This is a genomic window from Pseudomonas oleovorans subsp. oleovorans (assembly GCF_002197815.1).
In the GTDB taxonomy this organism is placed as follows: domain Bacteria; phylum Pseudomonadota; class Gammaproteobacteria; order Pseudomonadales; family Pseudomonadaceae; genus Aquipseudomonas; species Aquipseudomonas oleovorans.
This window is the reverse complement of the sequence record NZ_NIUB01000010.1, coordinates 1-20,613: the sequence shown is the minus strand read 5'-3', so window position 1 is coordinate 20,613 and position 20,613 is coordinate 1. Positions and strand designations below refer to the sequence as shown.

The following is a 20,613-nucleotide window of genomic DNA, read 5'->3' as shown; positions in this document are numbered from 1 at the left end:
GCGGCGCTTCGGCGCCCTGATGTGGAAGGCGTAACTCGCCAGTAAATTAAGGTCTGCAATGAAACCATCGCTAGTCCTCAAGATGGGCCAGCAGCTGACGATGACCCCGCAGCTGCAACAGGCTATCCGCCTCCTCCAATTGTCTACCCTGGACCTGCAACAGGAAATCCAGGAGGCGCTGGAGTCCAATCCCATGCTCGAGCGCCAGGAAGACGGCGACGACTTCGACAACAGCGATCCAATGGCCGATGGCGCCGAAAGCGCCACTCCGAACCCGAACAAGGAAGACAGCTACCAGGAAACCACCCCCACGGTGGACAACCTGGAAGAAGGCGAGTGGGGCGAGCGCATCCCCAACGAGCTGCCGGTCGATACCGCCTGGGAAGACATCTACCAGACCAGCGCCAGCAGCCTGCCCAGCAACGACGATGACGAGTGGGACTTCACCACCCGCACTTCCAGTGGCGAGAGCCTGCACAGCCATCTGCTCTGGCAACTGAATCTGGCCCCCATGTCGGACAAGGATCGCCTGATCGCAGCGACCCTGATCGACTGCATCAACAACGACGGCTACCTCGAAGAAACCCTCGAGGAAGTGACCGAATCCTTCGACCCCGAGCTGGATGTCGAACTGGACGAAGTGGAGGTGGTGCTGCACCGCATCCAGCAGTTCGAACCGGCCGGTATCGGCGCCCGCGACCTGCGCGAGTGCCTGCTGCTGCAACTGCGTCAGTTGCCCGCCAACACCCCCTGGCTGAACGAAACCCAGCGCGTGGTCGGCGACTATCTGGAACTGCTCGGCAGCCGCGATTACGCCCAGCTGATGCGCCGCACCAAGCTCAAGGAAGACGAACTGCGCCAGGTCATCGACCTGATCCAGCGCCTGAATCCGCGTCCGGGTTCGCAGATCGAGTCCAGCGAACCGGAATACGTCGTGCCCGACGTTATCGTGCGCAAGCATAACGAACGCTGGCTGGTGGAGCTGAACCAGGAAGCCATGCCGCGCCTGAGGGTCAACCCGCAGTATGCCGGCTTCGTCAAACGCGCAGACTCCAGCGCCGATAACACCTTCATGCGCAACCAGTTGCAGGAGGCCCGCTGGTTCATCAAAAGCCTGCAGAGCCGCAACGAAACGCTGATGAAGGTGGCCACGCAGATCGTTGAGCACCAGCGTGGCTTCCTCGACTACGGCGACGAGGCGATGAAGCCTCTGGTGCTGCACGACATCGCCGAAGCCGTGGGTATGCACGAGTCGACGATTTCACGCGTTACCACGCAGAAATTCATGCACACCCCGCGTGGCATTTACGAGCTGAAATATTTCTTCTCCAGCCACGTCAGCACCTCCGAAGGCGGCGAATGCTCGTCCACCGCGATCCGCGCGATCATCAAAAAACTGGTTGCAGCAGAAAACGCGAAAAAGCCGTTGAGCGACAGCAAGATCGCTGGTTTACTGGAGGCACAAGGCATCCAAGTCGCCCGTCGGACGGTCGCCAAGTATCGCGAGTCCCTCGGCATAGCGCCCTCGAGTGAGCGCAAGCGACTGATGTAGGCCAGATTGACTGAAGGCCTCAGGCCTTCAGGCCAACGTGTTCCGGCGGTGGGTCGAACCAGACCCGCCTCTTACACAAGCCAGTGAGGAGAAAGCGGTATGCAAGTCAACATCAGTGGACATCAGCTGGATGTGACCGACGCCCTGCGTGACTATATCGGCGAGAAACTGGGCCGACTGGAACGCCACTTCGACAAGATCACCAACGTACAGGTGACCATGGAGGTCGAGAAACTCAAACAGAAGATCGAAGCCACCCTGCACATCGCCGGCGGCGAAGTCGTCGCCAACGCCGAACACCAGGATATGTACGCTGCCATCGACCTGTTGGCCGATAAACTCGACCGTCAACTCATCAAGCACAAGGAAAAGCAGCTCGAACGCCTGCAAGGCGCCACGGCCCGCTAACATTCCCTATCCATGATCCGACTTGAAAATATCCTGACCCCCGGCCGTTCCCTGGTGAACGTGCCGGGCGGCAGCAAGAAACGCGTGCTAGAACAGATCGCCAACCTGGTTGCGCGTGATCTACCCGACCTGGATGCCCAGGACATATTCGAAAGCCTCATCGCCCGCGAGAAGCTCGGCTCTACCGGCTTCGGCAACGGCATTGCCATTCCCCACTGCCGCCTGGCTGGCTGCAGTGCCCCGATCAGTGCAGTCCTGCATCTGGAGACGGCAGTCGACTTCGACGCCATCGACGGCGTGCCGGTCGATCTGCTGTTCGTGCTGCTGGTGCCGGAGGCGGCCACCGATGCCCACCTCGACCTGCTGCGCCAGATCGCCAGCATGCTTGATCGCCAGGATGTACGTGAACGTCTGCGCCAGGCCAAGAGCGGCGAAGATCTCTATCAGGTCGTCGTGGACATTCAGAACGGTCAATAAACATGCGCCTGATCATCGTCAGCGGTCGCTCGGGCTCGGGCAAGAGCACCGCCCTCGATGTACTTGAGGACAACGGTTTCTACTGCATCGACAACCTGCCGGCCGGTCTGCTGCCGGACCTCGCCGAGCGCTTCCTGCCGCACAGCGACATGCTGCTGCCGCAAGTGGCCGTTTCCATTGATGCACGCAACCTGCTGAGCCAGCTCAAGCGCTTCCCGGAGCTGCTCGAAGAAGTACGCAAACGTAATATCCGCTGCGATGTGCTGTATCTCGATGCCGAAGACGAAACCCTGCTCAAGCGCTTTTCCGAAACCCGCAGACGCCACCCGCTGACCAACGATAAGCGCTCGCTGGCCGAAGCCATTGCGTACGAAAGTCTGCTGTTGGCGCCGATCACCGATCGTGCCGATCTGAAGATCGACACCACTCGCCTGAATCTCTACCAGCTGCGCGATACGCTCAAACTGCGCCTGCTCGGCCAGACACAGACCGGAACCGCCTTTCTCGTCGAGTCCTTCGGCTTCAAGCGCGGCATGCCGGTGGACGCCGATCTGGTGTTCGATGCGCGCTGCCTGCCCAATCCCTACTGGAAGCCGGAACTGCGCGACTACTCCGGCCTGGATCAACCGGTGATCGACTACCTGGCTGCGCAGCCGGAGGTCGAGGAGATGTATCAGGACATCCTCGCCTATCTGGAAAAATGGCTGCCACGCTTCGCCGCCAGCAACCGCGCCTATGTCACCATCGCCATTGGCTGCACCGGTGGTCACCACCGCTCGGTGTACCTGGCCAACCGCCTGAGCCAGGCACTCAAAGACTCGCTGAAGAACGTCCAGGTGCGTCACCGCGACCTCAGCTAAGGAATCCTGCCGCGATGCCAGCACGTGAAATCACCATCATCAACAAACTTGGTCTGCATGCCCGCGCCGCGGCGAAGTTCGTCGGTGTAGCGAGCACCTACCCCTGCCAAGTGCGCATCGGCCGCAGCGCCGACAGCCTGGTAGACGGCAAGAGCATCATGGCGGTGATGATGCTGGCTGCCGGCAAGGGCACCAATGTGCACCTGCTGACAGAAGGCGAGCAGGACGAAGAAGCGATGGCCGCCCTGGTAGGCCTGATAGAGAACTACTTCGACGAAGGCGAGTAATACCTCCAGCCAAAACGAAGGCCACCCACGGGTGGCCTTGTCGTTACTGCCGACTTCAACTGCCGGCGACGGTCATCTTCTCGATCAGCACCGAGCCGGTGCAGATATTGCCACGCCGCTCCAGGTCACAACCGACTGCAACGACCTGGCGGAACATGTCGCGCAGATTGCCGGCGATGGTTACCTCCTGCACCGGGAACTGGATCTCGCCGTTCTCCACCCAGAAGCCCGCCGCGCCGCGCGAGTAATCACCCGTCACCAGATTCAGCCCCTGGCCCATCAGCTCGGTAACCAGCAAACCGCGCCCCATGCGCCGAATCAGCGCCTGCTGATCCTCATCGCCATGGGTGATGAACAGGTTGTGCACACCTCCTGAGTTGGCAGTGCTCGGCAAACCCAGCTTGCGCCCGGAATAGGTGCTAAGTACGTAGGACACCAGCTCTCCCTTCTCCACGAACGGCTTGGCATAAGTGGCCAGGCCATCACCATCGAAAGCCGCGCTGCCCAGTGCGCGCGGCAGGTGCGGACGCTCGTCTAGAGTCAGCCACTCGGGAAAAAGACGCTGGCCGAGTGCGCCCTCGAGGAAAGAGGAGTGACGATAGAGATTGCCGCCCGAGATTGCCGCCAGCAGGTGACTGAACAACCCGCCGGCAAGCTCGGCAGCGAACAGCACCGGCACCTCACAGGTCGGTACCGGTCGTGCACCAAGGCGGCTGACCGCACGCTCGGCAGCCCGCTGGCCGATACCCTTAGCATCAGCCAGTAGTTCACCCTGACGGTTGACGTCATACCAGTAGTCGCGCTGCATCTGCCCTTCTCCTTCGGCGATCATCACGCAGCTCAGGCTATGGCGGGTGCTGGCGTAACCGCCGACGAAGCCGTGGCTGTTGCCGTATACGCGACAGCCTTGGTGGGTATTGAGGCTGGTGCCATCGGCGTTCTTGATCCGCGTGTCAGCGGCGAAAGCCGCAGCTTCACAGGCCAGCGCCTGCTCCACCGCCTGCTCCGGGGTGATCGACCAGGGGTGATAGAGATCCAGCTCAGGCAGCTCTCGGGCCATCAGTGCGGCATCGGCCAGGCCGGCGCACTCGTCCTCGCTGGTATGTTTGGCAATCGCCAGGGCCGCCGCCACGGTCTCACGAATGGCCTCGCTACCGGTGGCCGAGGTGCTGGCCGAGCCCTTGCGCTGGCCCACATACAGGGTGATGCCGAAACCCTGGTCGCGATTGAATTCGACGGTCTCCACTTCGCCCTGGCGCACCGTGGTGGACAGACCCTGACCAGCCGATACCGTCACCTCGCAGGCACTGGCACCCTGGCGCCTGGCCTCGGCGAGAATGGCCTCGACCTGCTCTTGCAGCACTGGCAAGGCCTGCGGCCCGATGCGTTCTACTTCACTCATAACCACTCCCGATTCTCTTGGCGCAGGCACTCTTTGTACGAAACCCAAGGCCTGCTCTCGACTGCCCGTCCGCGGGCCGGCAGTCACGGTTACTGCTATCATGGCGGCGTTTCCCTCTGGACCCACCCCATGTCTGATTCCTACGACGACTTCTCCCTGGAGAAGAGCAAATCCCAGGTCAAACGCGAACTGCATGCCCTGCAGGACCTTGGCGAGCGACTGACCACGCTCAAGGCGGATCTGCTGGCCAAGATGCCACTGACCGATGCCCTACGCCGCGCGCTCGCCGAAGCGCCGAAACATACCGCCAATGCCGCGCGCAAACGCCACATCCAGTTCATCGGCAAGCTGATGCGCGAACAGGATGTCGACGCGATCATTGCCATGCTCGACCAGGTGGACAGCTCCACCCGCGAGTACAACGAACGCTTCCATGCCCTCGAACGCTGGCGCGACCGCCTGATCGCCGAAGGCGACAGCGCGCTGGAAAGCTTCGTCGAGCTCTACCCCGAGGCTGACGTCCAGCACCTGCGCGGCCTGGTCCGTCATGCTCAGCACGAAGCGGCGCGCAACAAGCCGCCAGCCGCCGCGCGCAAGGTGTTCAAGTACATCCGCGAGCTCGACGAAATCCACCGCGGCCTGCGCTGAACCTGCTTCGCTTTACGCACCGGTGCCGCCAACTGTGATCGCGTCGATCTTCAGCGTCGGCTGGCCGACGCCCACCGGCACCGACTGACCGTCTTTGCCACAGGTGCCGACGCCGCTGTCCAGCGCCAGGTCATTGCCGACCATGGACACCCGGCTCATGGCCTCCGGGCCATTGCCAATCAGGGTGGCGCCCTTGACCGGCGCAGTGATCTTGCCGTCCTCGATCAGGTAGGCCTCACTGGTGGAAAAGACGAACTTGCCGCTGGTGATGTCCACCTGGCCGCCGCCAAGGTTGGCGCAGTAGATGCCCTTTTTCACCGAACGGATGATTTCTTCCGGGTCGCTCTCGCCCGCCAGCATGTAGGTGTTGGTCATACGCGGCATCGGCAGGTGCGCATAGGATTCACGACGACCGTTGCCGGTAGCGGCCACACCCATCAGACGCGCGTTGAGCTTGTCCTGCATGTAACCCTTGAGTACGCCATTCTCGATCAGTGTGGTGCATTGGGTCGGCGTGCCTTCGTCGTCGACGCTGAGCGAACCACGCCGCCCGGCCAGGGTGCCGTCGTCGACGATGGTGCACAAGCTGGACGCGACCTTCTGCCCGACCTGGCCGCTGTAGGCTGAACTGCCTTTGCGGTTGAAGTCGCCTTCCAGGCCGTGGCCGACTGCTTCGTGCAGCAGCACGCCGGACCAGCCGGCGCCCATCACCACCGGCATGCTGCCGGCGGGTGCTGCGATGGCTTCAAGGTTGACCAGCGCCTGGCGCAGCGCCTCGCGGGCATAGCCCATGGCGCGGTCTTCTTCCAGAAAATAGCGGTAGTCGGTACGTCCGCCGCCGCCATGGCCACCGCGCTCGCGGCGCCCGTTCTGCTCGACGATGACGCTGACATTGAAGCGCACCAGCGGGCGGATATCAGCGCTGAGGCTGCCGTCGTGGGCCGCCACCAGAATGCGATCCCAAACCCCGGCCAGGCTCACGGTAACCTGCTTGATGCGCGGATCCAGCGCGCGCGTGGCACGGTCGATACGCTGCAGCAATTCAACCTTCTCGGCGCGGTCCATGACGTTCAGTGGGTTGTCTTCGGCATACAACTGGGTCACCTGCGGGCTGACGAACGCCTGCACGCGGCCCTGTTGGCCGGCGCGCGAGATCGAACGTGCGGCCCGGGCAGCTTGCGTCAGGGCATCGAGGCTGATGGCGTTGCTGTAGGCAAAACCGGTCTTCTCGCCCGACTGGGCGCGCACACCGACCCCCTGATCGAGATTGAAACTGCCTTCCTTGACGATGCCATCCTCCAATACCCAGGTTTCCGAAACCTGGCTTTGAAAGTACAGGTCGGCGGCATCGATACCTGGGCCTGCGACGTCACCCAGCACGCTGCTGAGGCTGTCGAACGTCAGGTTACCGGGCGCAAGCAGGTGCTCGCTGACGGATTGCAACATCGTATTCATGGTCACTCCACAACGATCGGACGCGGTACGTCCGATGAAAAGAATCGGCGGTGCTGCTGCACCGGCATGCGTTGGCGAATGTTCGCCTGCTCGGCGGCATCACGGGCAGCCAGCAGAGCACCGTCGCCCTGATCCTGCTCGACCACTACCTTACCCCAGGGGTCGATGATCGCCGAATGGCCAAAGGTCATGCGCTGCCCCGGGTGCTCGCCGCCCTGGCCGGCGGCCAACAGGTAGCACTGGGTTTCGATGGCACGGGCGCGGGTCAGCACCTGCCAATGCGCCGCGCCAGTCACGGCGGTGAACGCCGCCGGCACGCTGATCAGCTCGGCGCCGGCTTCACGCAGCGCAGTGAACAGCTCGGGGAAGCGCAAGTCATAACATACGCTCAGGCCCAGACGCCCGACCGGCGTATCCGCCACCACGACGCGTTGGCCATGGGCGAAATCATCGGACTCGCGATAACGGCCACGGTTGTCGGCCACCTCGACATCGAACAGATGCAGCTTGTCGTAACGGGCCACACGCTCGCCCTGATCGTCGATCAACAATGAGCAGGCGTGCGGTTTGCCGTCGGCATCATCATCCGGCGGTAGCGGCAAGGTGCCGGCCACTATCCATAAACTGAGGTCACGAGCAGCGCGTTTCAACCAGGGCAGGATCGGCCCCTCGCCCAACGCCTCGGCCCGCCCGATGGCAGCCAGGTCGCGGCGGCCCATGGCAGCGAAATTCTCGGGCAGCACGACAAGGCGCGCACCGCCCTGGGCTGCACGCTCCAGCATGCGCCGCGCCAGGCGCAGATTGGTTTGCACGTCATCCTGGCTGACCATCTGGATTACAGCGAGATTCATGGCGACACTCTTCAGGGCTTGATGCAACAGCCTACGCCAAGAAGCGACTTCATTGCGGTTTTTCGAAGGGTTTGTCGAAGCTGATCTGCGGATCCTGCAGCGGGCCCTTGACGTCGTACTGGACGCTGGCGAAACGCGCAACCTTGTCACCGAGCAACTTGTCGGCCACGAACAACGCCCCGCCAATGGCCGGCGCGCCGACAATAAGTGCTGCCAGTGGCAAGTTGTTGGTCACCGGCAGGGTCACCAGCAGCTTGGCGTCGATGCGCTCATCGCGCATGTCCAGATTGCCATTGAGCTCCAGGTTGCTCGACGGCCCCGTCAGGGTGATCGGCTCCCGGGTGACGAACAGACCATTGGTGGCCTGCAGGTTGCCCTTGACCCGGTCGTAACTCAGCCCCTTGCCCAGCAGGTCGGAGAAGTCCAGGCGCAGACGCCGGCCAATCGAGTTGAAGTTGAGCAGGCCGAATACCCGCAGCGCCTGGGCCGAGCCCTGTACTTCGACGAACTGGCCCTTGCGTAGCGAAGGATCGAGATTGCCGGAGAAACGCCGGAGCGAGAACCACGCCGGAGAACCGGGCCAGGTAGCATCGGCGTCTACCCGGAAACTTTCGCTGGTAACGCTGGGGGCATAATCCCAGGCTTGCAGAATGTCGCCGAGATCCTTGCCCTGCAGACGCCCCTTGTACCAGCTTTGGGTGTTGCCAGGCGTGCCTCGCCAGCCACCACTACCACCAATCTTCAGCCCCTGCAGATCGAGGTCGAGTTCATCGAAACGCACGCCCTGCGCCTCGGGCCTGACCTTGAGCGACCAGGCGCCCAGCACCTTGTCGCCACGCTGTACACGCTGAATACGGATATCCATGGCCGGCAGCGTGCCGGGATCGAAATCGGCCAGGGGATCAGGCGCATCGACGACCTTCGCCGCTTCGGCGTCAGGCGCCGGCAGGCGTACATACTGCAGGTCGATGGCAATCGGCGTGTCCGCACGATCGGCCAACAGCACACGCCCGGCGGCCAACTCACTGTCGATCTGCAAGGCCCAGGCCTGGCCTTCTCGCGCCAGGCCAAGCGTCAGTTGCTCGACCTCCTGACCAAAACCACGGAAGCGTCCGACATCCAGCCGTGCACTGCGTAGCAGGCGCTGGCTATCAGCATCCAACCTGACCGGATGATTGCTGCCGAGTTGCTTCCAGGCATCGAGATCCAGTTCGTCCAAGCGCCCGCGCACGCGCAGCCCCTGGCCAGGCGGCAACCCCGCCGGGGCACCACCGAGCACCAGTTCACCCCGCCCCTCAGCCAGCGCGCCTGGAGGTGCGGCCAGATTCAGGCTGGCCAGATCACCATATTCGGCCCAGTAGCGGCGCTCACGACCGGCCAGGGTCATGCGCCAGCTGGCATCACGCGCCTGCTGCGCCGTCTTGCCGAACGGGGCTGGTAGCTCGACCGCCACACCACGCAGGTTGGAGTCGACGCGTAATTGACTGTCATCGCCATCCAGGGTCAGGCGCAGGCGATAAGGCAGCAGTCCGCTGGCCGGCAGCTTCTGCGGCCCGCCCAGCCATTGGCTGAGAGTTTCGACCTGCACCTGGCCACGCAGATCGAAACGTGTAAGCGCCTTGCCACGCGCACCCTCGGCGCTGATCTTGCCGCGTACCGGGCGACCGAAGACCTCGGCACGCACATCCGGCGCGCTCAAGCCAGCGGCACTGTTGAAGCGAAACGCCCCCTGCAGGTTGCTCAGCTGCAAATCAGGATTGGTCAGCTTGAGGCGCGCCCCCTCGGTGGCGAAGTCCACCACCACAACAGGTGGCCCCCCTTTTTGCAGCGGAATATCCAGTTGCAGGCGCCCGGCCAGAGGCCCCTCGCCCTGCCAGCCGTCGAAGATTTCCGCTGTTCCCAGTGGTGCCTCCTGCAACAGCTTGATGGCATCACTCAGGCTGCCCTGCACCTCACCATCGAGCTGCAGGCGCGGCGGCTTGCCGTCGTGCAACAGTGGAATATTGGCCACGACATTACTGACCGTACTTTCCTGCAAGCGCCCGCTCTGCAGACGCACGCGCACTGCATCATCCTCGATCAGCACCTCACCCACGCCCTCGCGCAGCGACGGCCAACCGGGCTGGAAGGCCAGCTCGGCATCCTTGACCTTGAAGAACAGGCTGAGGCTGCGTGCCCCCAACGGTGCGCCCTTGTTCAGCGAGCCCTGATACTGGAAGTAACCTTCTTCGACATGGCCAGCACGAATAGCAGTCTTCAGCCATTGGTCGAGCTCGGCGCTCATACCCGGCGCGCGACTCGGCAGGTACTTCTCGGTGTAGGCCACATCGCCGTCGCGCATGCCGACACGCAGGTCCATGTAGTCCTCGGCCTCTGGGTCGCGCAGCAGGCGGATCAGCATGTCACCGGCGACCTGCCCCTCCTCGCCATCCACGCGCATATAGGGGCTGTACAGGGTCAGGCCGGTTTCATTCCAGTCCCAGCTCAAGCGCGCCTGGGCATGACGATAGCGCCAGGGCTTGGGGAACAGTTGATCCAGATGCAGGGCGAAATTTTCGCTGTTCAGGCGCAGCTCGCCCTGGAACATATTGCCCGAGGCACTGCCACTGACGTTCTCGGCAGCCGGCGCACCGTGGTAGGCCTGGATGCCCACCCTGTCCAGATTGGCGGCGAACTGCAGGCGCTCGGCGCCTTCACGTTGCGGGTAATAGTCGAGCAGCAGGTTGTTGACCGCGCCCACCGGCGCCAGCGCGACCAGGACATCGCGGGCTGCATCAGGCATCGGCACCAACGCCTGCACCAGCGGCGCCCAGGCCGCCAGATCGAGGCGATCGGCGCTTAGCGCCCAACGCTCGTCAACCTCGCCCACGTCCTTCTGATTCAGGTTCAGGTGTAGATCGCCGATGCGCTGCTCACCATGGGTCAAAGCCAGGGAGTCGATCTGCGCCCGCACACCCTGCTTGTCTTGAGTGAAGAAGGCGTTGAAGGCCAGGCCCTTGAGCGTCACTGCTTCATGCTTGGCCTGGCCGCCGGCCAGCTCGGGGGCGTGCAGACGCAAGGCGCCCCTGTCCAGGACCAGACCACGGCCCTCCAGCCACAGCTCGCCGCCAGCCTGCAGGCGCTGTAGCTGCCAGTCGCCAAGTAGCGATTTCGGCAGCCAGGCGGCCCAGTCGCTCTGCGGCAGGCTCAGATAAAGCTCGGACTGCGCCTCGCGCCAGGTTTTGGGCTGCATGCGCGTGCGCAGTCGCAGCGCCACCGGCTGACCATCGGGCAGCAACAGGCGCCCATCGAGGCGCTGGCTGTTGTTGCCATAGCGCAGGCTCAAGCTAACGTAGCTGAGCAGCAGCGGTGCCTGATCGAGCGGCTGCAGCACCACGCGACTGTCGAGCAGACTGATGCGGTGCACGATCTGCAACTGTTCCAGCAGCTGTTCGACATCCAGCTCGGGACCGCTGCGCTGTGGCATCCCTTGCACCCGCCAGCCACCATCGGCGTTCTGCTGCACGTTCAGCTGCAGCCCGTCGAACTGCAGGTGGGCGATGCGCGGCTGGCGTGCCAACAGGCTGCCGCCCACATCCGGTACCAGTCGTACGCGCTCCAGGCTCAGGCCTTCCTCTTCGCTGCCCAGGCGCACGTCATGCGCCTCCAGCACCGGGGCAAAGCCCTGCCAACGACCTTCGAGGCGACCGATACGTACCGGCACACCCAGCTGCGCCGTGACACGATCTTCCAGTTCGAGCCGGTATTCAGCCACCAGCGGCACCAGCTCACGGCCCAGGCTGACGTACAGCGCGGCCAGCACCAGCACGGCGGCGCAAAGACCCAGGCCCCAGCGCAGCAGCGCCGCAAACAGGCGCGCCAGAGCGTTCACCTCGACAGTCCCCGTGCTCAGAGCAGCACCACGTCGTACTGTTCCTGGGAATACATGGTTTCCACCTGGAACTTGATGGTACGTCCAATGAAGGCTTCCAGATCAGCGACGTTGCCCGACTCTTCATCGAGCAGGCGATCGACCACCTTCTGATTGGCCAGCACGCGATAGCTTTCCGCCTGGTAGGCGCGGGCTTCACGCAGAATCTCACGGAAGATCTCGTAGCAAATGGTCTCCGGCGTCTTCAGCTTGCCGCGACCCTGACAGGCGCTGCAGGGCTCGCAGAGAATCTGCTCGAGACTTTCGCGCGTGCGCTTGCGGGTCATCTGCACCAGGCCGAGCTCGGTGATGCCGATGATGTTGGTCTTGGCGTGATCACGCTCGAGCTGCTTTTCCAGGGTGCGCAGCACCTGGCGCTGATGCTCTTCATCTTCCATGTCGATGAAGTCGATGATGATGATGCCGCCCAGGTTGCGCAGGCGTAGCTGACGGGCAATGGCGGTGGCTGCCTCGAGATTGGTCTTGAAGATGGTTTCTTCGAGGGTGCGATGGCCGACGAAGGCGCCGGTGTTGACGTCGATGGTGCTCATCGCCTCGGCGGGGTCGACCACCAGGTAACCGCCGGACTTCAGCGGCACCTTGCGCTCCAGTGCGCGCTGGATTTCGTCCTCGACACCGTACAGGTCGAAGATCGGCCGCTCGCCAGGATAATGCTCGAGACGATCAGCGATCTCCGGCATCAATTCGGCGACGAACTGCGTGATTTTCTGGAAGTTTTCCCGCGAGTCCACGCGAATCTTCTCGGTCCGCGGGCTGACCAGGTCACGCAAGGTACGCAGCGCCAGGGACAGATCCTCGTAGATCACCGTGGGCGCCTTGCAGTTCTGAATCTGCGCACCGATCTGGTCCCAGAGGCGGCGCAGATAACGGATGTCGATCAGGATTTCATCAGCACCTGCGCCCTCGGCAGCGGTGCGCAGGATGAAGCCGCCGGCCTCCTCGATGCCTTCGGCTGCGACGCAATCGGCGACCACCTGCTTGAGGCGCTCGCGCTCTGCTTCGTCTTCGATCTTCAGGGAAATACCGACATGACTGGTGCGTGGCATGTACACCAGATAACGCGAAGGGATCGACAACTGAGTGGTCAGACGCGCCCCCTTGCTGCCGATAGGGTCCTTGGTGACCTGCACCACCAGGCTCTGCCCTTCGTGGACCAGGGCGCTGATCGGCTCCACCGCAGTGCCCTCGCGGGCGGAAATCTCGGAAGCATGAATGAAGGCTGCACGCTCCAGGCCAATATCGACGAAGGCCGCCTGCATGCCGGGCAGCACACGCACCACCTTGCCTTTGTAGATATTGCCGACGATGCCGCGCTTCTGCGTACGCTCGACGTGCACTTCCTGCAGCACGCCGTTTTCCACCACCGCCACGCGCGACTCCATCGGCGTGATATTGATCAGAATCTCTTCGCTCATGCATCCATCCTGGTGATCATGCCGGCCGGGCCACTGCACCGCCCCGCGGACTCAAGCTTTCGGGCACGTCCAAAAAACTACCAATGCAGCCACCGCCTGGGGTCTTAGCGCGGCCCTTGCGCCGGCAACTGCCAGCAGGCAATACCAAATTCGCCAAGCAGCTCTGCAGTTTCGCACAGCGGCAGACCGACCACTGCCGAATAGCTGCCCTGCAAGCCGCTGACGAACACGGCTGCCAACCCCTGGATACCATAACTGCCCGCTTTGTCACATGGCTCGCCGCTGGCCCAGTAGGCCTCGATTTCCGCCTCGCTGATAGGACGAAAGCTCACCTCGCTGCTGACCACTCGCACCGCCTCGCGGCCACCACCGACCAACGCCACGGCCGTCAGCACCTGATGGCTGCGCCCGGACAGGGCCTGCAGCATGGCGCGCGACTCATTGAGGTCCGCCGGTTTGCCAAGAATGCGTCCATCGAGCACCACAGCGGTGTCGGCGCCCAACACCACGGCATCGTCACGCCCGCCCAAGGCGAGCAGACCGGCGCGCGCTTTGTCACGCGCCAGACGCTCTACATAGGCTGCTGGCGGCTCATCTGGCAATGGGGTTTCGTCTATCGAAGCGATTTGCGTGACGCAAGGCACAGCGATCTGAGCCAGCAATTCACGACGACGGGGCGAGGCGGAGGCCAGAAACAGCTCGGCCATGCGGGTATCTCCCTTGCGAACCTCGGCCAGCCGTGCGGCAGGCCGCGTTCAGTTGACGTTGAGGCGCAGGTGCAGACCGCGCAAGATGGCGCAGATCCAGGGCCACAGCAGAGCGCTGACCAGTGCCGGCAGGACGAAGGCCAGGGTTGGAGGACGACTACCGGTCAGGGCGTTGAGCCACAGCTGAACCAGCTGGGCGAGACCGAACACCACCATCAGCACCATGCTCTGCTGCCACATGGGGAACATGCGCAGGCGCTGGTGCAGACTCAGCACCAGAAAGGTGATCAGGGTGAGGATCAAGGCGTTCTGCCCGAGCAGGGTGCCGAACAGCACGTCCTGCGCCAGGCCAAGAATCCAGGCGGTGGTCATGCCGACACGATGCGGCAGAGCCAGTACCCAATAGGTGAGAATCAAGGCGACCCAAAGCGGGCGACCGATCTGCATGAACTCGGGCAACGGCGAAACACTGAGCAACAAACCGAGCGCCAGGCTCAGCCAGATCACCCAGCCGTTACGGGGCTGTACGCCAGCCATCAGTTACTCTCCTGTGCGGGGGCGTCAGCGGCCGGTGCGTCAGCGGCCGGCTCGCCATTGCGCGCCTGCTCGGCTTCGCGGTCGGCGGCTTCCTGGGCCTCGGCGGAATCGTTGGCGCGCTCCTCGGGCGTGCGCCGGTCGGAGAACACCAACAGCAGATAACGGCTGCGATTGAGCGCAGCGGTCGGTACGGCACGGACGATGGCGAAAGGCTGGCCGGAGTCATGAATCACTTCCTTGACCGTGGCCACCGGGTAGCCGGCCGGGAAGCGCTGGCCCATGCCGGAACTGACCAGCAGATCGCCCTCCTTGATATCGGCGGTATCGGCGACGTGACGCAGCTCCAGGCGCTCCGGGTTGCCGGTACCGACGGCGATGGCACGCAGACCGTTACGGTTGACCTGTACCGGGATGCTGTGGGTGTTATCGGTGAGCAACAGCACCCGCGAGGTGTAGGGCATGATCTCGACCACCTGGCCCATCAGCCCGCGCGCATCGAGCACCGGCTGCCCGAGGAACACGCCATCCTTCTCGCCCTTGTCGATCAGGATGCGGTGGGTATAGGGATTGGGATCGACGCCGATCAGCTCAGCAACCAGCACTTCTTCATCCACCAGCGCCGCGGAGTTGAGCAGTTCGCGCAGACGCACGTTCTGCTCGGTCAGCGCTGCCAGCTTCTGCAGGCGACGCTGCAGCAGCAGAGCCTCGGCCTTGAGCTTCTCGTTCTCGGCCATCAGTTCGCTGCGCGAGGAAATCTGCTGAGTTGCCCCATCCCAGACGCGTACGGGCACATCGGCCAGCCAATAGAAAGGCGTGAGCACCAGCCCCATCTGGCTGCGCAGCGGCTTGAGCGTCTCGAAGCGGGCATCGACCACCATCAGCACCGCCGACAGTACGGCAAATACCAGCAGACGAATGCCCAGCGAGGGACCTTTGGCGAAGAGCGGCTTAATGACCTGCTCCTCGTGCGCCACAGGGGCGAAAAGCGCGCGAATTCATGCGAAAGGCAAACCGGTCAGGCGAAGGTTGGGCCGAGTGTACTGCAATGCTCGAATATGCGCGTGCCGCCCGAGGGCGGCACGACGGCGAGCCACTAGCGAACCCCTTACTCGGTGGAGAGCAGGTCCATGGCGTGGCGATCCATCATTTCCAGGGCCTTTCCGCCGCCACGGGCGACGCAGGTCAGCGGGTCTTCGGCAACGATCACCGGCAGGCCGGTTTCCTGGGAGAGCAGCTTGTCCAGATCACGCAGCAGCGCGCCACCACCGGTCAGCACCAGGCCGCGCTCGGCGATGTCCGAGGCCAGCTCGGGCGGCGACTGCTCCAGCGCGCTCTTGACCGCCTGGACGATGGTCGCCAGCGACTCCTGCAGCGCTTCGAGCACTTCGTTGGAGTTGAGGGTAAAGCTGCGCGGTACGCCTTCAGCCAGGTTACGGCCGCGCACGTCAACTTCGCGGATCTCGCCGCCCGGGTAGGCGGTGCCGATTTCCTGCTTGATGCGCTCGGCGGTACCTTCACCGATCAGCGAACCGTAGTTGCGGCGCACGTAGGTGATGATGGCTTCGTCGAAGCGGTCGCCGCCGACGCGAACGGACTCGGCATAGACCACGCCATTCAGGGAAATCAGGGCGATCTCGGTGGTACCGCCGCCGATGTCGACGACCATCGAGCCACGGGCTTCCTCGACCGGCAAGCCGGCGCCGATGGCAGCGGCCATCGGTTCTTCGATCAGGAACACTTCACGGGCACCAGCACCGAGCGCCGATTCACGAATGGCCCGGCGCTCGACCTGGGTCGACTTGCACGGTACGCAGATCAGCACACGCGGCGAAGGCTGCAGGAAGCTGTTTTCATGAACCTTGTTGATGAAGTACTGCAGCATCTTTTCGCAGACGCTGAAGTCGGCGATCACGCCGTCTTTCATCGGGCGAATCGCGGAAATGTTGCCAGGCGTACGACCGAGCATGCGCTTGGCCTCGGTGCCGACGGCCACAACACTCTTCTGGTTGCCGTGGGTGCGGATGGCGACTACGGACGGCTCATCCAGGACAATACCGCGCTCGCGTACATAAATAAGGGTATTGGCAGTGCCCAGGTCGATCGACAGATCGCTGGAAAACATGCCACGCAGTTTCTTGAACATTAGGAAGGGACCCTAGGCAACGCGTGGGTGAAGGCCAGGCGCGCAAAACGCGCAGGTAAAAAGTGCGGCAAACTCTAACAACGGCAGGGATTTTGAGCAAGGCGGCAATATGGTAGATTGCCTGTTTTTCCGGGCCTTGTAGCTGCACATCGCGGCCTTTGACCGCCGGCTCGCGACATCCGTTCCCTGCATGCCCTCTAAGTCACACTTCCACTGGAGAACCCCCGATGGCGCTTGAACGCTCCGAGGTGGAAAAAATCGCCCACCTGGCCCGCCTGGGTCTGAATGACGGCGATATTCCGCAAACCACCGAGACCCTGAACAACATCCTCGGCCTGATCGATCAGATGCAGGCGGTCGATACCCAGGGCATCGAACCCCTGGCCCACCCGCTGGAAGCGACCCAGCGCTTGCGTGCCGACGTGGTCACCGAGCGCAACCAGCGCGACGCCTACCAGGCCATCGCCCCGGCCGTGGAAAGCGGCCTGTATCTGGTTCCCAAAGTCATCGAGTAAGGAAAGCCTTCCGCCATGCATCAATTGACCCTGGCCGAGATCGCCCGCGCACTCGCCGACAAGCAATTCTCCTCTGCCGAACTGACCCAGAGCCTGCTGGCGCGCATCAATCAGCTCGACCCGCAGCTCAACAGCTTCATCACCGTCACCGAAGAGCTCGCGCTGGAACAGGCCAAGGCAGCAGACGCCCGTCGCGCTGCCGGCGAAAACAGCCCGCTGCTCGGCGCACCGATCGCCCACAAGGATCTGTTCTGCACCAACGGCGTGCTGACGTCCTGCGGCTCGAAGATCCTCACCGGTTTCAAGGCGCCCTACGACGCCACCGTGGTGGAAAAACTCAAGGCCGCCGGCACCGTCACCCTGGGCAAGCTGAACATGGACGAATTCGCCATGGGCTCGGCCAACGAATCCAGCCACTACGGCCCGGTGAAAAATCCCTGGGATCTGACCCGCGTACCGGGCGGCTCCTCGGGCGGCTCGGCAGCCGCCGTTGCCGCCCGCCTGTTGCCGGCCGCCACCGGCACCGACACCGGCGGCTCGATCCGTCAGCCGGCTGCGCTGACCAACCTCACCGGGATCAAGCCGACCTACGGCCGCGTCTCGCGCTGGGGCATGATCGCCTACGCCTCCAGCCTCGACCAGGGCGGTCCGCTGGCCCGTACCGCCGAGGATTGCGCCCTGCTGCTCGGCGCCATGGCTGGTTTCGATGCCAAGGATTCGACCAGCGTCGATCAGCCGGTCGATGACTACCTCGCGGCGCTGGCCCAGCCGCTGGCCGGCCTGCGTATCGGCCTGCCCAAGGAATACTTCGGCACCGGCCTGGATGCACGCATCGGTGAGAAGGTCATGGCCGTAGTCGAAGAGCTGAAAAAGCTCGGCGCCACCGTCAGGGACATCTCGCTGCCGAACATGCAGCACGCCATTCCCGCCTACTACGTGATCGCGCCGGCCGAGGCCAGCTCCAACCTGTCGCGTTTCGACGGCGTGCGCTTCGGCTACCGCTGCGAGAACCCGAAAGACCTGCAGGATCTGTACAAGCGCACGCGCGGCGAGGGCTTCGGCGCCGAGGTCAAACGCCGCATCATGGTCGGCACCTATGCGCTCTCCGCCGGCTACTACGATGCCTACTACATCAAGGCCCAGCAGATTCGCCGGCTGATCAAGAACGACTTCGTCGCCGCCTTCAAGGAGGTCGACGTGATCCTCGGCCCGACCACGCCGAACCTGGCCTGGAAACTCGGCGAGAAGAACGCCGACCCGGTGTCCGCCTACCTGGAAGACATCTACACCATTACCGCCAACCTGGCCGGCATCCCCGGCCTGTCGATGCCGGCCGGCTTCATCGACGGCCTGCCGGTGGGTGTGCAGTTGCTCGGCAACTACTTCGAGGAAGGTCGTCTGCTCAACGTCGCGCATCAGTACCAGCAGGTCAGCGACTGGCATAAACACGCACCCAAAGGCTTCTAAGGCAAAGGCCAGCCCCCTGTAGGAGCCCGCTTGCGGGCGATAGCAATGGATCGCCCGCAAGCGGGCTCCTACGGATCAAGAGGCGGCAGCCGTTTGCAACGCATTCGAGGAACACTAAAGATGCAATGGGAAACCGTGATCGGGCTCGAGATTCACGCTCAGCTCAGCACCCAGTCGAAGATCTTCTCGGCCAGCGCCACCACCTTTGGCGCCGAGCCCAACACCCAGGCCAGCCTGGTCGACCTCGGCATGCCCGGCACCCTGCCGGTACTGAACGCCGAAGCCGTGCGCATGGCCTGCCAGTTCGGCCTGGCGATCGACGCCGAGATCCCCGAACGTAACATCTTCGCGCGCAAGAACTACTTCTACCCGGACCTGCCCAAGGGCTACCAGACCAGCCAGATGGATCACCCCATCGTCGGCAAGGGCTTCCTCGACATCACCCTGGAAGACGGCACCGTCAAGCGCATCGGCATCACCCGTGCGCACCTGGAAGAGGACGCCGGCAAGAGCCTGCACGAAGACTTCCACGGCATGAGTGGTATCGACCTGAACCGCGCCGGCACGCCGCTGCTGGAGATCGTTTCCGAGCCGGACATTCGCTCGGCCAAGGAAGCCGTGGCCTACGTGAAGGCCATTCACGCACTCGTCCGTTATCTGGGCATCTGCGACGGCAACATGGCCGAAGGTTCGCTGCGCTGTGACTGCAACGTGTCAGTACGGCCGAAGGGCCAGGCCGAGTTCGGCACCCGCGCCGAGATCAAGAACGTCAACTCCTTCCGCTTTATCGAGAAGGCCATCAACTTTGAGGTGCAGCGCCAGATCGAGCTGATCGAGGACGGCGGCAAGGTGGTGCAGGAAACCCGCCTGTACGATCCGAACAAGGATCAGACCCGCTCCATGCGCAGCAAGGAAGAAGCCAACGACTACCGTTACTTCCCCTGCCCGGACCTGCTGCCGGTGGTAATCGAGCGCAGCTTCCTCGACGAACTGCGCGCCGGCCTGCCAGAGCTGCCGCCGCAGAAGCGCGAGCGCTTCGAAAGCCAGTTCGGCCTGTCCAGCTACGACGCCAGTGTGCTCAGCGCCAGTCGTGAGCTGGCCGACTACTTCGAAGTGGTCGAAAAGACCTGCGGCGACGCCAAGCTGTCGGCCAACTGGGTGATGGGCGAGCTGTCCAGCCTGCTCAACAAGGACGGCCTGGAGATCGAGCAGTCGCCAGTGTCTGCCGAACAACTGGGCGGCATGATCCTGCGCATCAAGGACAACACCATCAGCGGCAAGATCGCCAAGATGGTGTTCGAGGCCCTGGCCGCCGGCGAAGGCGCCAGCGCCGATGAGATCATCGAGAAGAAAGGTCTCAAGCAGGTCACCGACAGCGGCGCCATCGAGGCCATGCTCGATGAAGTGCTGGCCGCCAACGCCGAGCAGGTCGAGCAGTACCGCGCCAGCGACGAAGCCAAGCGCGGCAAGATGTTCGGCTTCTTCGTCGGCCAGGCCATGAAAGCCTCCAAGGGCAAGGCCAACCCGGGGCAAGTGAACGAACTGCTGAAGAAGAAGCTCGAAGGCTGAGCCAGGCCGGCTCGCTTACGCTAGCTGCAATGACGCCGGGCTCGCCCGGCGTTTTTCATGGAGACCGCGAATATGACGATGCGCAGCCCGGATGCAATCCGGGAACCTTCACTGCCCCGGATTGCATCCGTATATGGACTCCTCCCGTTTTGCCAGTGAAATAATCTGCCTCTGAACCTAGGTACGACTGCTTCCGTATATTCGACTTCTGATAAGGCGTTAGCCTTGAGCCATGATGAATTTCGCTCCTGTGCGCCTAACCGGGCTAGCGGCCTTGCAAAGCAGAGGGCCGATGGATGCAGCAGGTTTCACACAGGTCGGTGCGACCGGTTCGTCATCAGTTCATGTCACTGTGCAATCGAGTGGATCTCTACTACGGTTGCGTCTCC

The 20,613-nt window shown here is 63.2% G+C and carries 18 protein-coding genes; 9 read left to right on the top strand and 9 right to left on the bottom strand.

The window, feature by feature from the left end; translation table 11 throughout:
* Positions 1 to 58 precede the first annotated feature (58 nt).
* The 5 genes from PSOLE_RS07780 to PSOLE_RS07760 all read left to right on the top strand — a co-directional run bounded on the left by PSOLE_RS07780 (position 59) and on the right by PSOLE_RS07760 (position 3,584).
* Complete coding sequence (locus tag PSOLE_RS07780) at positions 59 to 1,552, top strand: RNA polymerase factor sigma-54 (protein WP_074855439.1); 1,494 nt, start codon at positions 59 to 61, stop codon at positions 1,550 to 1,552.
* A 99-nt stretch (positions 1,553 to 1,651) separates the two neighbouring features.
* Positions 1,652 to 1,960 (top strand): ribosome hibernation-promoting factor, HPF/YfiA family, encoded by a 309-nt coding sequence (gene hpf, locus PSOLE_RS07775; RefSeq protein ID WP_003459233.1) that lies wholly within the window; start codon positions 1,652 to 1,654, stop codon positions 1,958 to 1,960.
* 12 nt (positions 1,961 to 1,972) lie between these two features.
* Positions 1,973 to 2,437, top strand: a complete 465-nt coding sequence (ptsN, locus tag PSOLE_RS07770) for a PTS IIA-like nitrogen regulatory protein PtsN (RefSeq protein WP_003459232.1) — start codon at positions 1,973 to 1,975, stop codon at positions 2,435 to 2,437.
* A gap of 2 nt (positions 2,438 to 2,439) precedes the next feature.
* The gene (rapZ, locus tag PSOLE_RS07765) at positions 2,440 to 3,297 is read left to right on the top strand and encodes an RNase adapter RapZ (protein WP_003459231.1); all 858 of its coding nucleotides are present in this window, start codon (positions 2,440 to 2,442) and stop codon (positions 3,295 to 3,297) included.
* A gap of 14 nt (positions 3,298 to 3,311) precedes the next feature.
* Positions 3,312 to 3,584, top strand: a complete 273-nt coding sequence (locus PSOLE_RS07760) for an HPr family phosphocarrier protein (RefSeq protein ID WP_003459230.1) — start codon at positions 3,312 to 3,314, stop codon at positions 3,582 to 3,584.
* A 55-nt stretch (positions 3,585 to 3,639) separates the two neighbouring features.
* Here PSOLE_RS07760 and pmbA read toward each other — a convergent pair whose 3' ends face one another.
* Positions 3,640 to 4,986, bottom strand: coding sequence for a metalloprotease PmbA (gene pmbA / locus PSOLE_RS07755; RefSeq protein ID WP_074855438.1), 1,347 nt, complete (start codon positions 4,984 to 4,986; stop codon positions 3,640 to 3,642).
* A 129-nt stretch (positions 4,987 to 5,115) separates the two neighbouring features.
* On the opposite strand from pmbA, the gene yjgA reads away from it, so the two are divergent.
* Complete coding sequence (gene yjgA / locus PSOLE_RS07750; RefSeq protein WP_074855437.1) at positions 5,116 to 5,634, top strand: ribosome biogenesis factor YjgA; 519 nt, start codon at positions 5,116 to 5,118, stop codon at positions 5,632 to 5,634.
* Positions 5,635 to 5,646: 12 nt separating this feature from the next.
* Here yjgA and tldD read toward each other — a convergent pair whose 3' ends face one another.
* The 8 genes from tldD to mreB all read right to left on the bottom strand — a co-directional run bounded on the left by tldD (position 5,647) and on the right by mreB (position 16,673).
* Positions 5,647 to 7,089, bottom strand: coding sequence for a metalloprotease TldD (gene tldD / locus PSOLE_RS07745; protein WP_074855436.1), 1,443 nt, complete (start codon positions 7,087 to 7,089; stop codon positions 5,647 to 5,649).
* 2 nt (positions 7,090 to 7,091) lie between these two features.
* Positions 7,092 to 7,940: a carbon-nitrogen hydrolase family protein gene (locus PSOLE_RS07740; RefSeq protein ID WP_074855435.1), complete on the bottom strand. Its 849-nt coding sequence runs from the start codon at positions 7,938 to 7,940 to the stop codon at positions 7,092 to 7,094.
* A 49-nt stretch (positions 7,941 to 7,989) separates the two neighbouring features.
* Positions 7,990 to 11,811: a YhdP family protein gene (locus PSOLE_RS07735; protein WP_074855434.1), complete on the bottom strand. Its 3,822-nt coding sequence runs from the start codon at positions 11,809 to 11,811 to the stop codon at positions 7,990 to 7,992.
* A gap of 17 nt (positions 11,812 to 11,828) precedes the next feature.
* Positions 11,829 to 13,286 carry a ribonuclease G gene (gene rng, locus PSOLE_RS07730; RefSeq protein ID WP_004424804.1) on the bottom strand — a complete coding sequence of 486 codons (1,458 nt, stop codon included), beginning with the start codon at positions 13,284 to 13,286 and terminating at the stop codon, positions 11,829 to 11,831.
* A 104-nt stretch (positions 13,287 to 13,390) separates the two neighbouring features.
* A complete protein-coding gene (locus PSOLE_RS07725; RefSeq protein ID WP_017678912.1) occupies positions 13,391 to 13,993 on the bottom strand; it encodes a Maf family protein in 603 nt (200 codons plus the stop codon).
* 48 nt (positions 13,994 to 14,041) lie between these two features.
* Positions 14,042 to 14,530 carry a rod shape-determining protein MreD gene (mreD, locus tag PSOLE_RS07720; protein WP_004424808.1) on the bottom strand — a complete coding sequence of 163 codons (489 nt, stop codon included), beginning with the start codon at positions 14,528 to 14,530 and terminating at the stop codon, positions 14,042 to 14,044.
* Positions 14,530 to 15,504, bottom strand: coding sequence for a rod shape-determining protein MreC (gene mreC / locus PSOLE_RS07715; protein WP_004424811.1), 975 nt, complete (start codon positions 15,502 to 15,504; stop codon positions 14,530 to 14,532). Before mreC ends, mreD begins: the two co-directional genes overlap by 1 nt.
* A 131-nt stretch (positions 15,505 to 15,635) precedes the next feature.
* A complete protein-coding gene (gene mreB / locus PSOLE_RS07710) occupies positions 15,636 to 16,673 on the bottom strand; it encodes a rod shape-determining protein MreB (RefSeq protein WP_074855433.1) in 1,038 nt (345 codons plus the stop codon).
* A 227-nt stretch (positions 16,674 to 16,900) separates the two neighbouring features.
* Between mreB and gatC the strand changes: the two genes are divergently transcribed.
* The 3 genes from gatC to gatB all read left to right on the top strand — a co-directional run bounded on the left by gatC (position 16,901) and on the right by gatB (position 20,224).
* Positions 16,901 to 17,188 (top strand): Asp-tRNA(Asn)/Glu-tRNA(Gln) amidotransferase subunit GatC, encoded by a 288-nt coding sequence (gene gatC, locus PSOLE_RS07705; RefSeq protein WP_004424815.1) that lies wholly within the window; start codon positions 16,901 to 16,903, stop codon positions 17,186 to 17,188.
* Positions 17,189 to 17,203: 15 nt separating this feature from the next.
* Positions 17,204 to 18,655: an Asp-tRNA(Asn)/Glu-tRNA(Gln) amidotransferase subunit GatA gene (gene gatA / locus PSOLE_RS07700; RefSeq protein WP_074855432.1), complete on the top strand. Its 1,452-nt coding sequence runs from the start codon at positions 17,204 to 17,206 to the stop codon at positions 18,653 to 18,655.
* A 120-nt stretch (positions 18,656 to 18,775) separates the two neighbouring features.
* A complete protein-coding gene (gatB, locus tag PSOLE_RS07695; protein ID WP_074855431.1) occupies positions 18,776 to 20,224 on the top strand; it encodes an Asp-tRNA(Asn)/Glu-tRNA(Gln) amidotransferase subunit GatB in 1,449 nt (482 codons plus the stop codon).
* The last annotated feature ends 389 nt before the right edge of the window (positions 20,225 to 20,613 follow it).

Bases quoted from the DNA above. Each gene is read 5' to 3' on its own strand.
- yjgA (WP_074855437.1), top strand. From the start codon at position 5,116: ATGTCTGATTCCTACGACGACTTCTCCCTGGAGAAGAGCAAATCCCAG.
- pmbA (WP_074855438.1), bottom strand. From the start codon at position 4,986: ATGAGTGAAGTAGAACGCATCGGGCCGCAGGCCTTGCCAGTGCTGCAA.
- mreD (WP_004424808.1), bottom strand. From the start codon at position 14,530: ATGGCTGGCGTACAGCCCCGTAACGGCTGGGTGATCTGGCTGAGCCTG.
- gatA (WP_074855432.1), top strand. From the start codon at position 17,204: ATGCATCAATTGACCCTGGCCGAGATCGCCCGCGCACTCGCCGACAAG.
- PSOLE_RS07780 (WP_074855439.1), top strand. From the start codon at position 59: ATGAAACCATCGCTAGTCCTCAAGATGGGCCAGCAGCTGACGATGACC.
- gatC (WP_004424815.1), top strand. From the start codon at position 16,901: ATGGCGCTTGAACGCTCCGAGGTGGAAAAAATCGCCCACCTGGCCCGC.
- rng (WP_004424804.1), bottom strand. From the start codon at position 13,286: ATGAGCGAAGAGATTCTGATCAATATCACGCCGATGGAGTCGCGCGTG.
- rapZ (WP_003459231.1), top strand. From the start codon at position 2,440: ATGCGCCTGATCATCGTCAGCGGTCGCTCGGGCTCGGGCAAGAGCACC.
- hpf (WP_003459233.1), top strand. From the start codon at position 1,652: ATGCAAGTCAACATCAGTGGACATCAGCTGGATGTGACCGACGCCCTG.
- PSOLE_RS07740 (WP_074855435.1), bottom strand. From the start codon at position 7,940: ATGAATCTCGCTGTAATCCAGATGGTCAGCCAGGATGACGTGCAAACC.
- PSOLE_RS07760 (WP_003459230.1), top strand. From the start codon at position 3,312: ATGCCAGCACGTGAAATCACCATCATCAACAAACTTGGTCTGCATGCC.
- gatB (WP_074855431.1), top strand. From the start codon at position 18,776: ATGCAATGGGAAACCGTGATCGGGCTCGAGATTCACGCTCAGCTCAGC.
- PSOLE_RS07725 (WP_017678912.1), bottom strand. From the start codon at position 13,993: ATGGCCGAGCTGTTTCTGGCCTCCGCCTCGCCCCGTCGTCGTGAATTG.
- ptsN (WP_003459232.1), top strand. From the start codon at position 1,973: ATGATCCGACTTGAAAATATCCTGACCCCCGGCCGTTCCCTGGTGAAC.
- tldD (WP_074855436.1), bottom strand. From the start codon at position 7,089: ATGAATACGATGTTGCAATCCGTCAGCGAGCACCTGCTTGCGCCCGGT.
- mreB (WP_074855433.1), bottom strand. From the start codon at position 16,673: ATGTTCAAGAAACTGCGTGGCATGTTTTCCAGCGATCTGTCGATCGAC.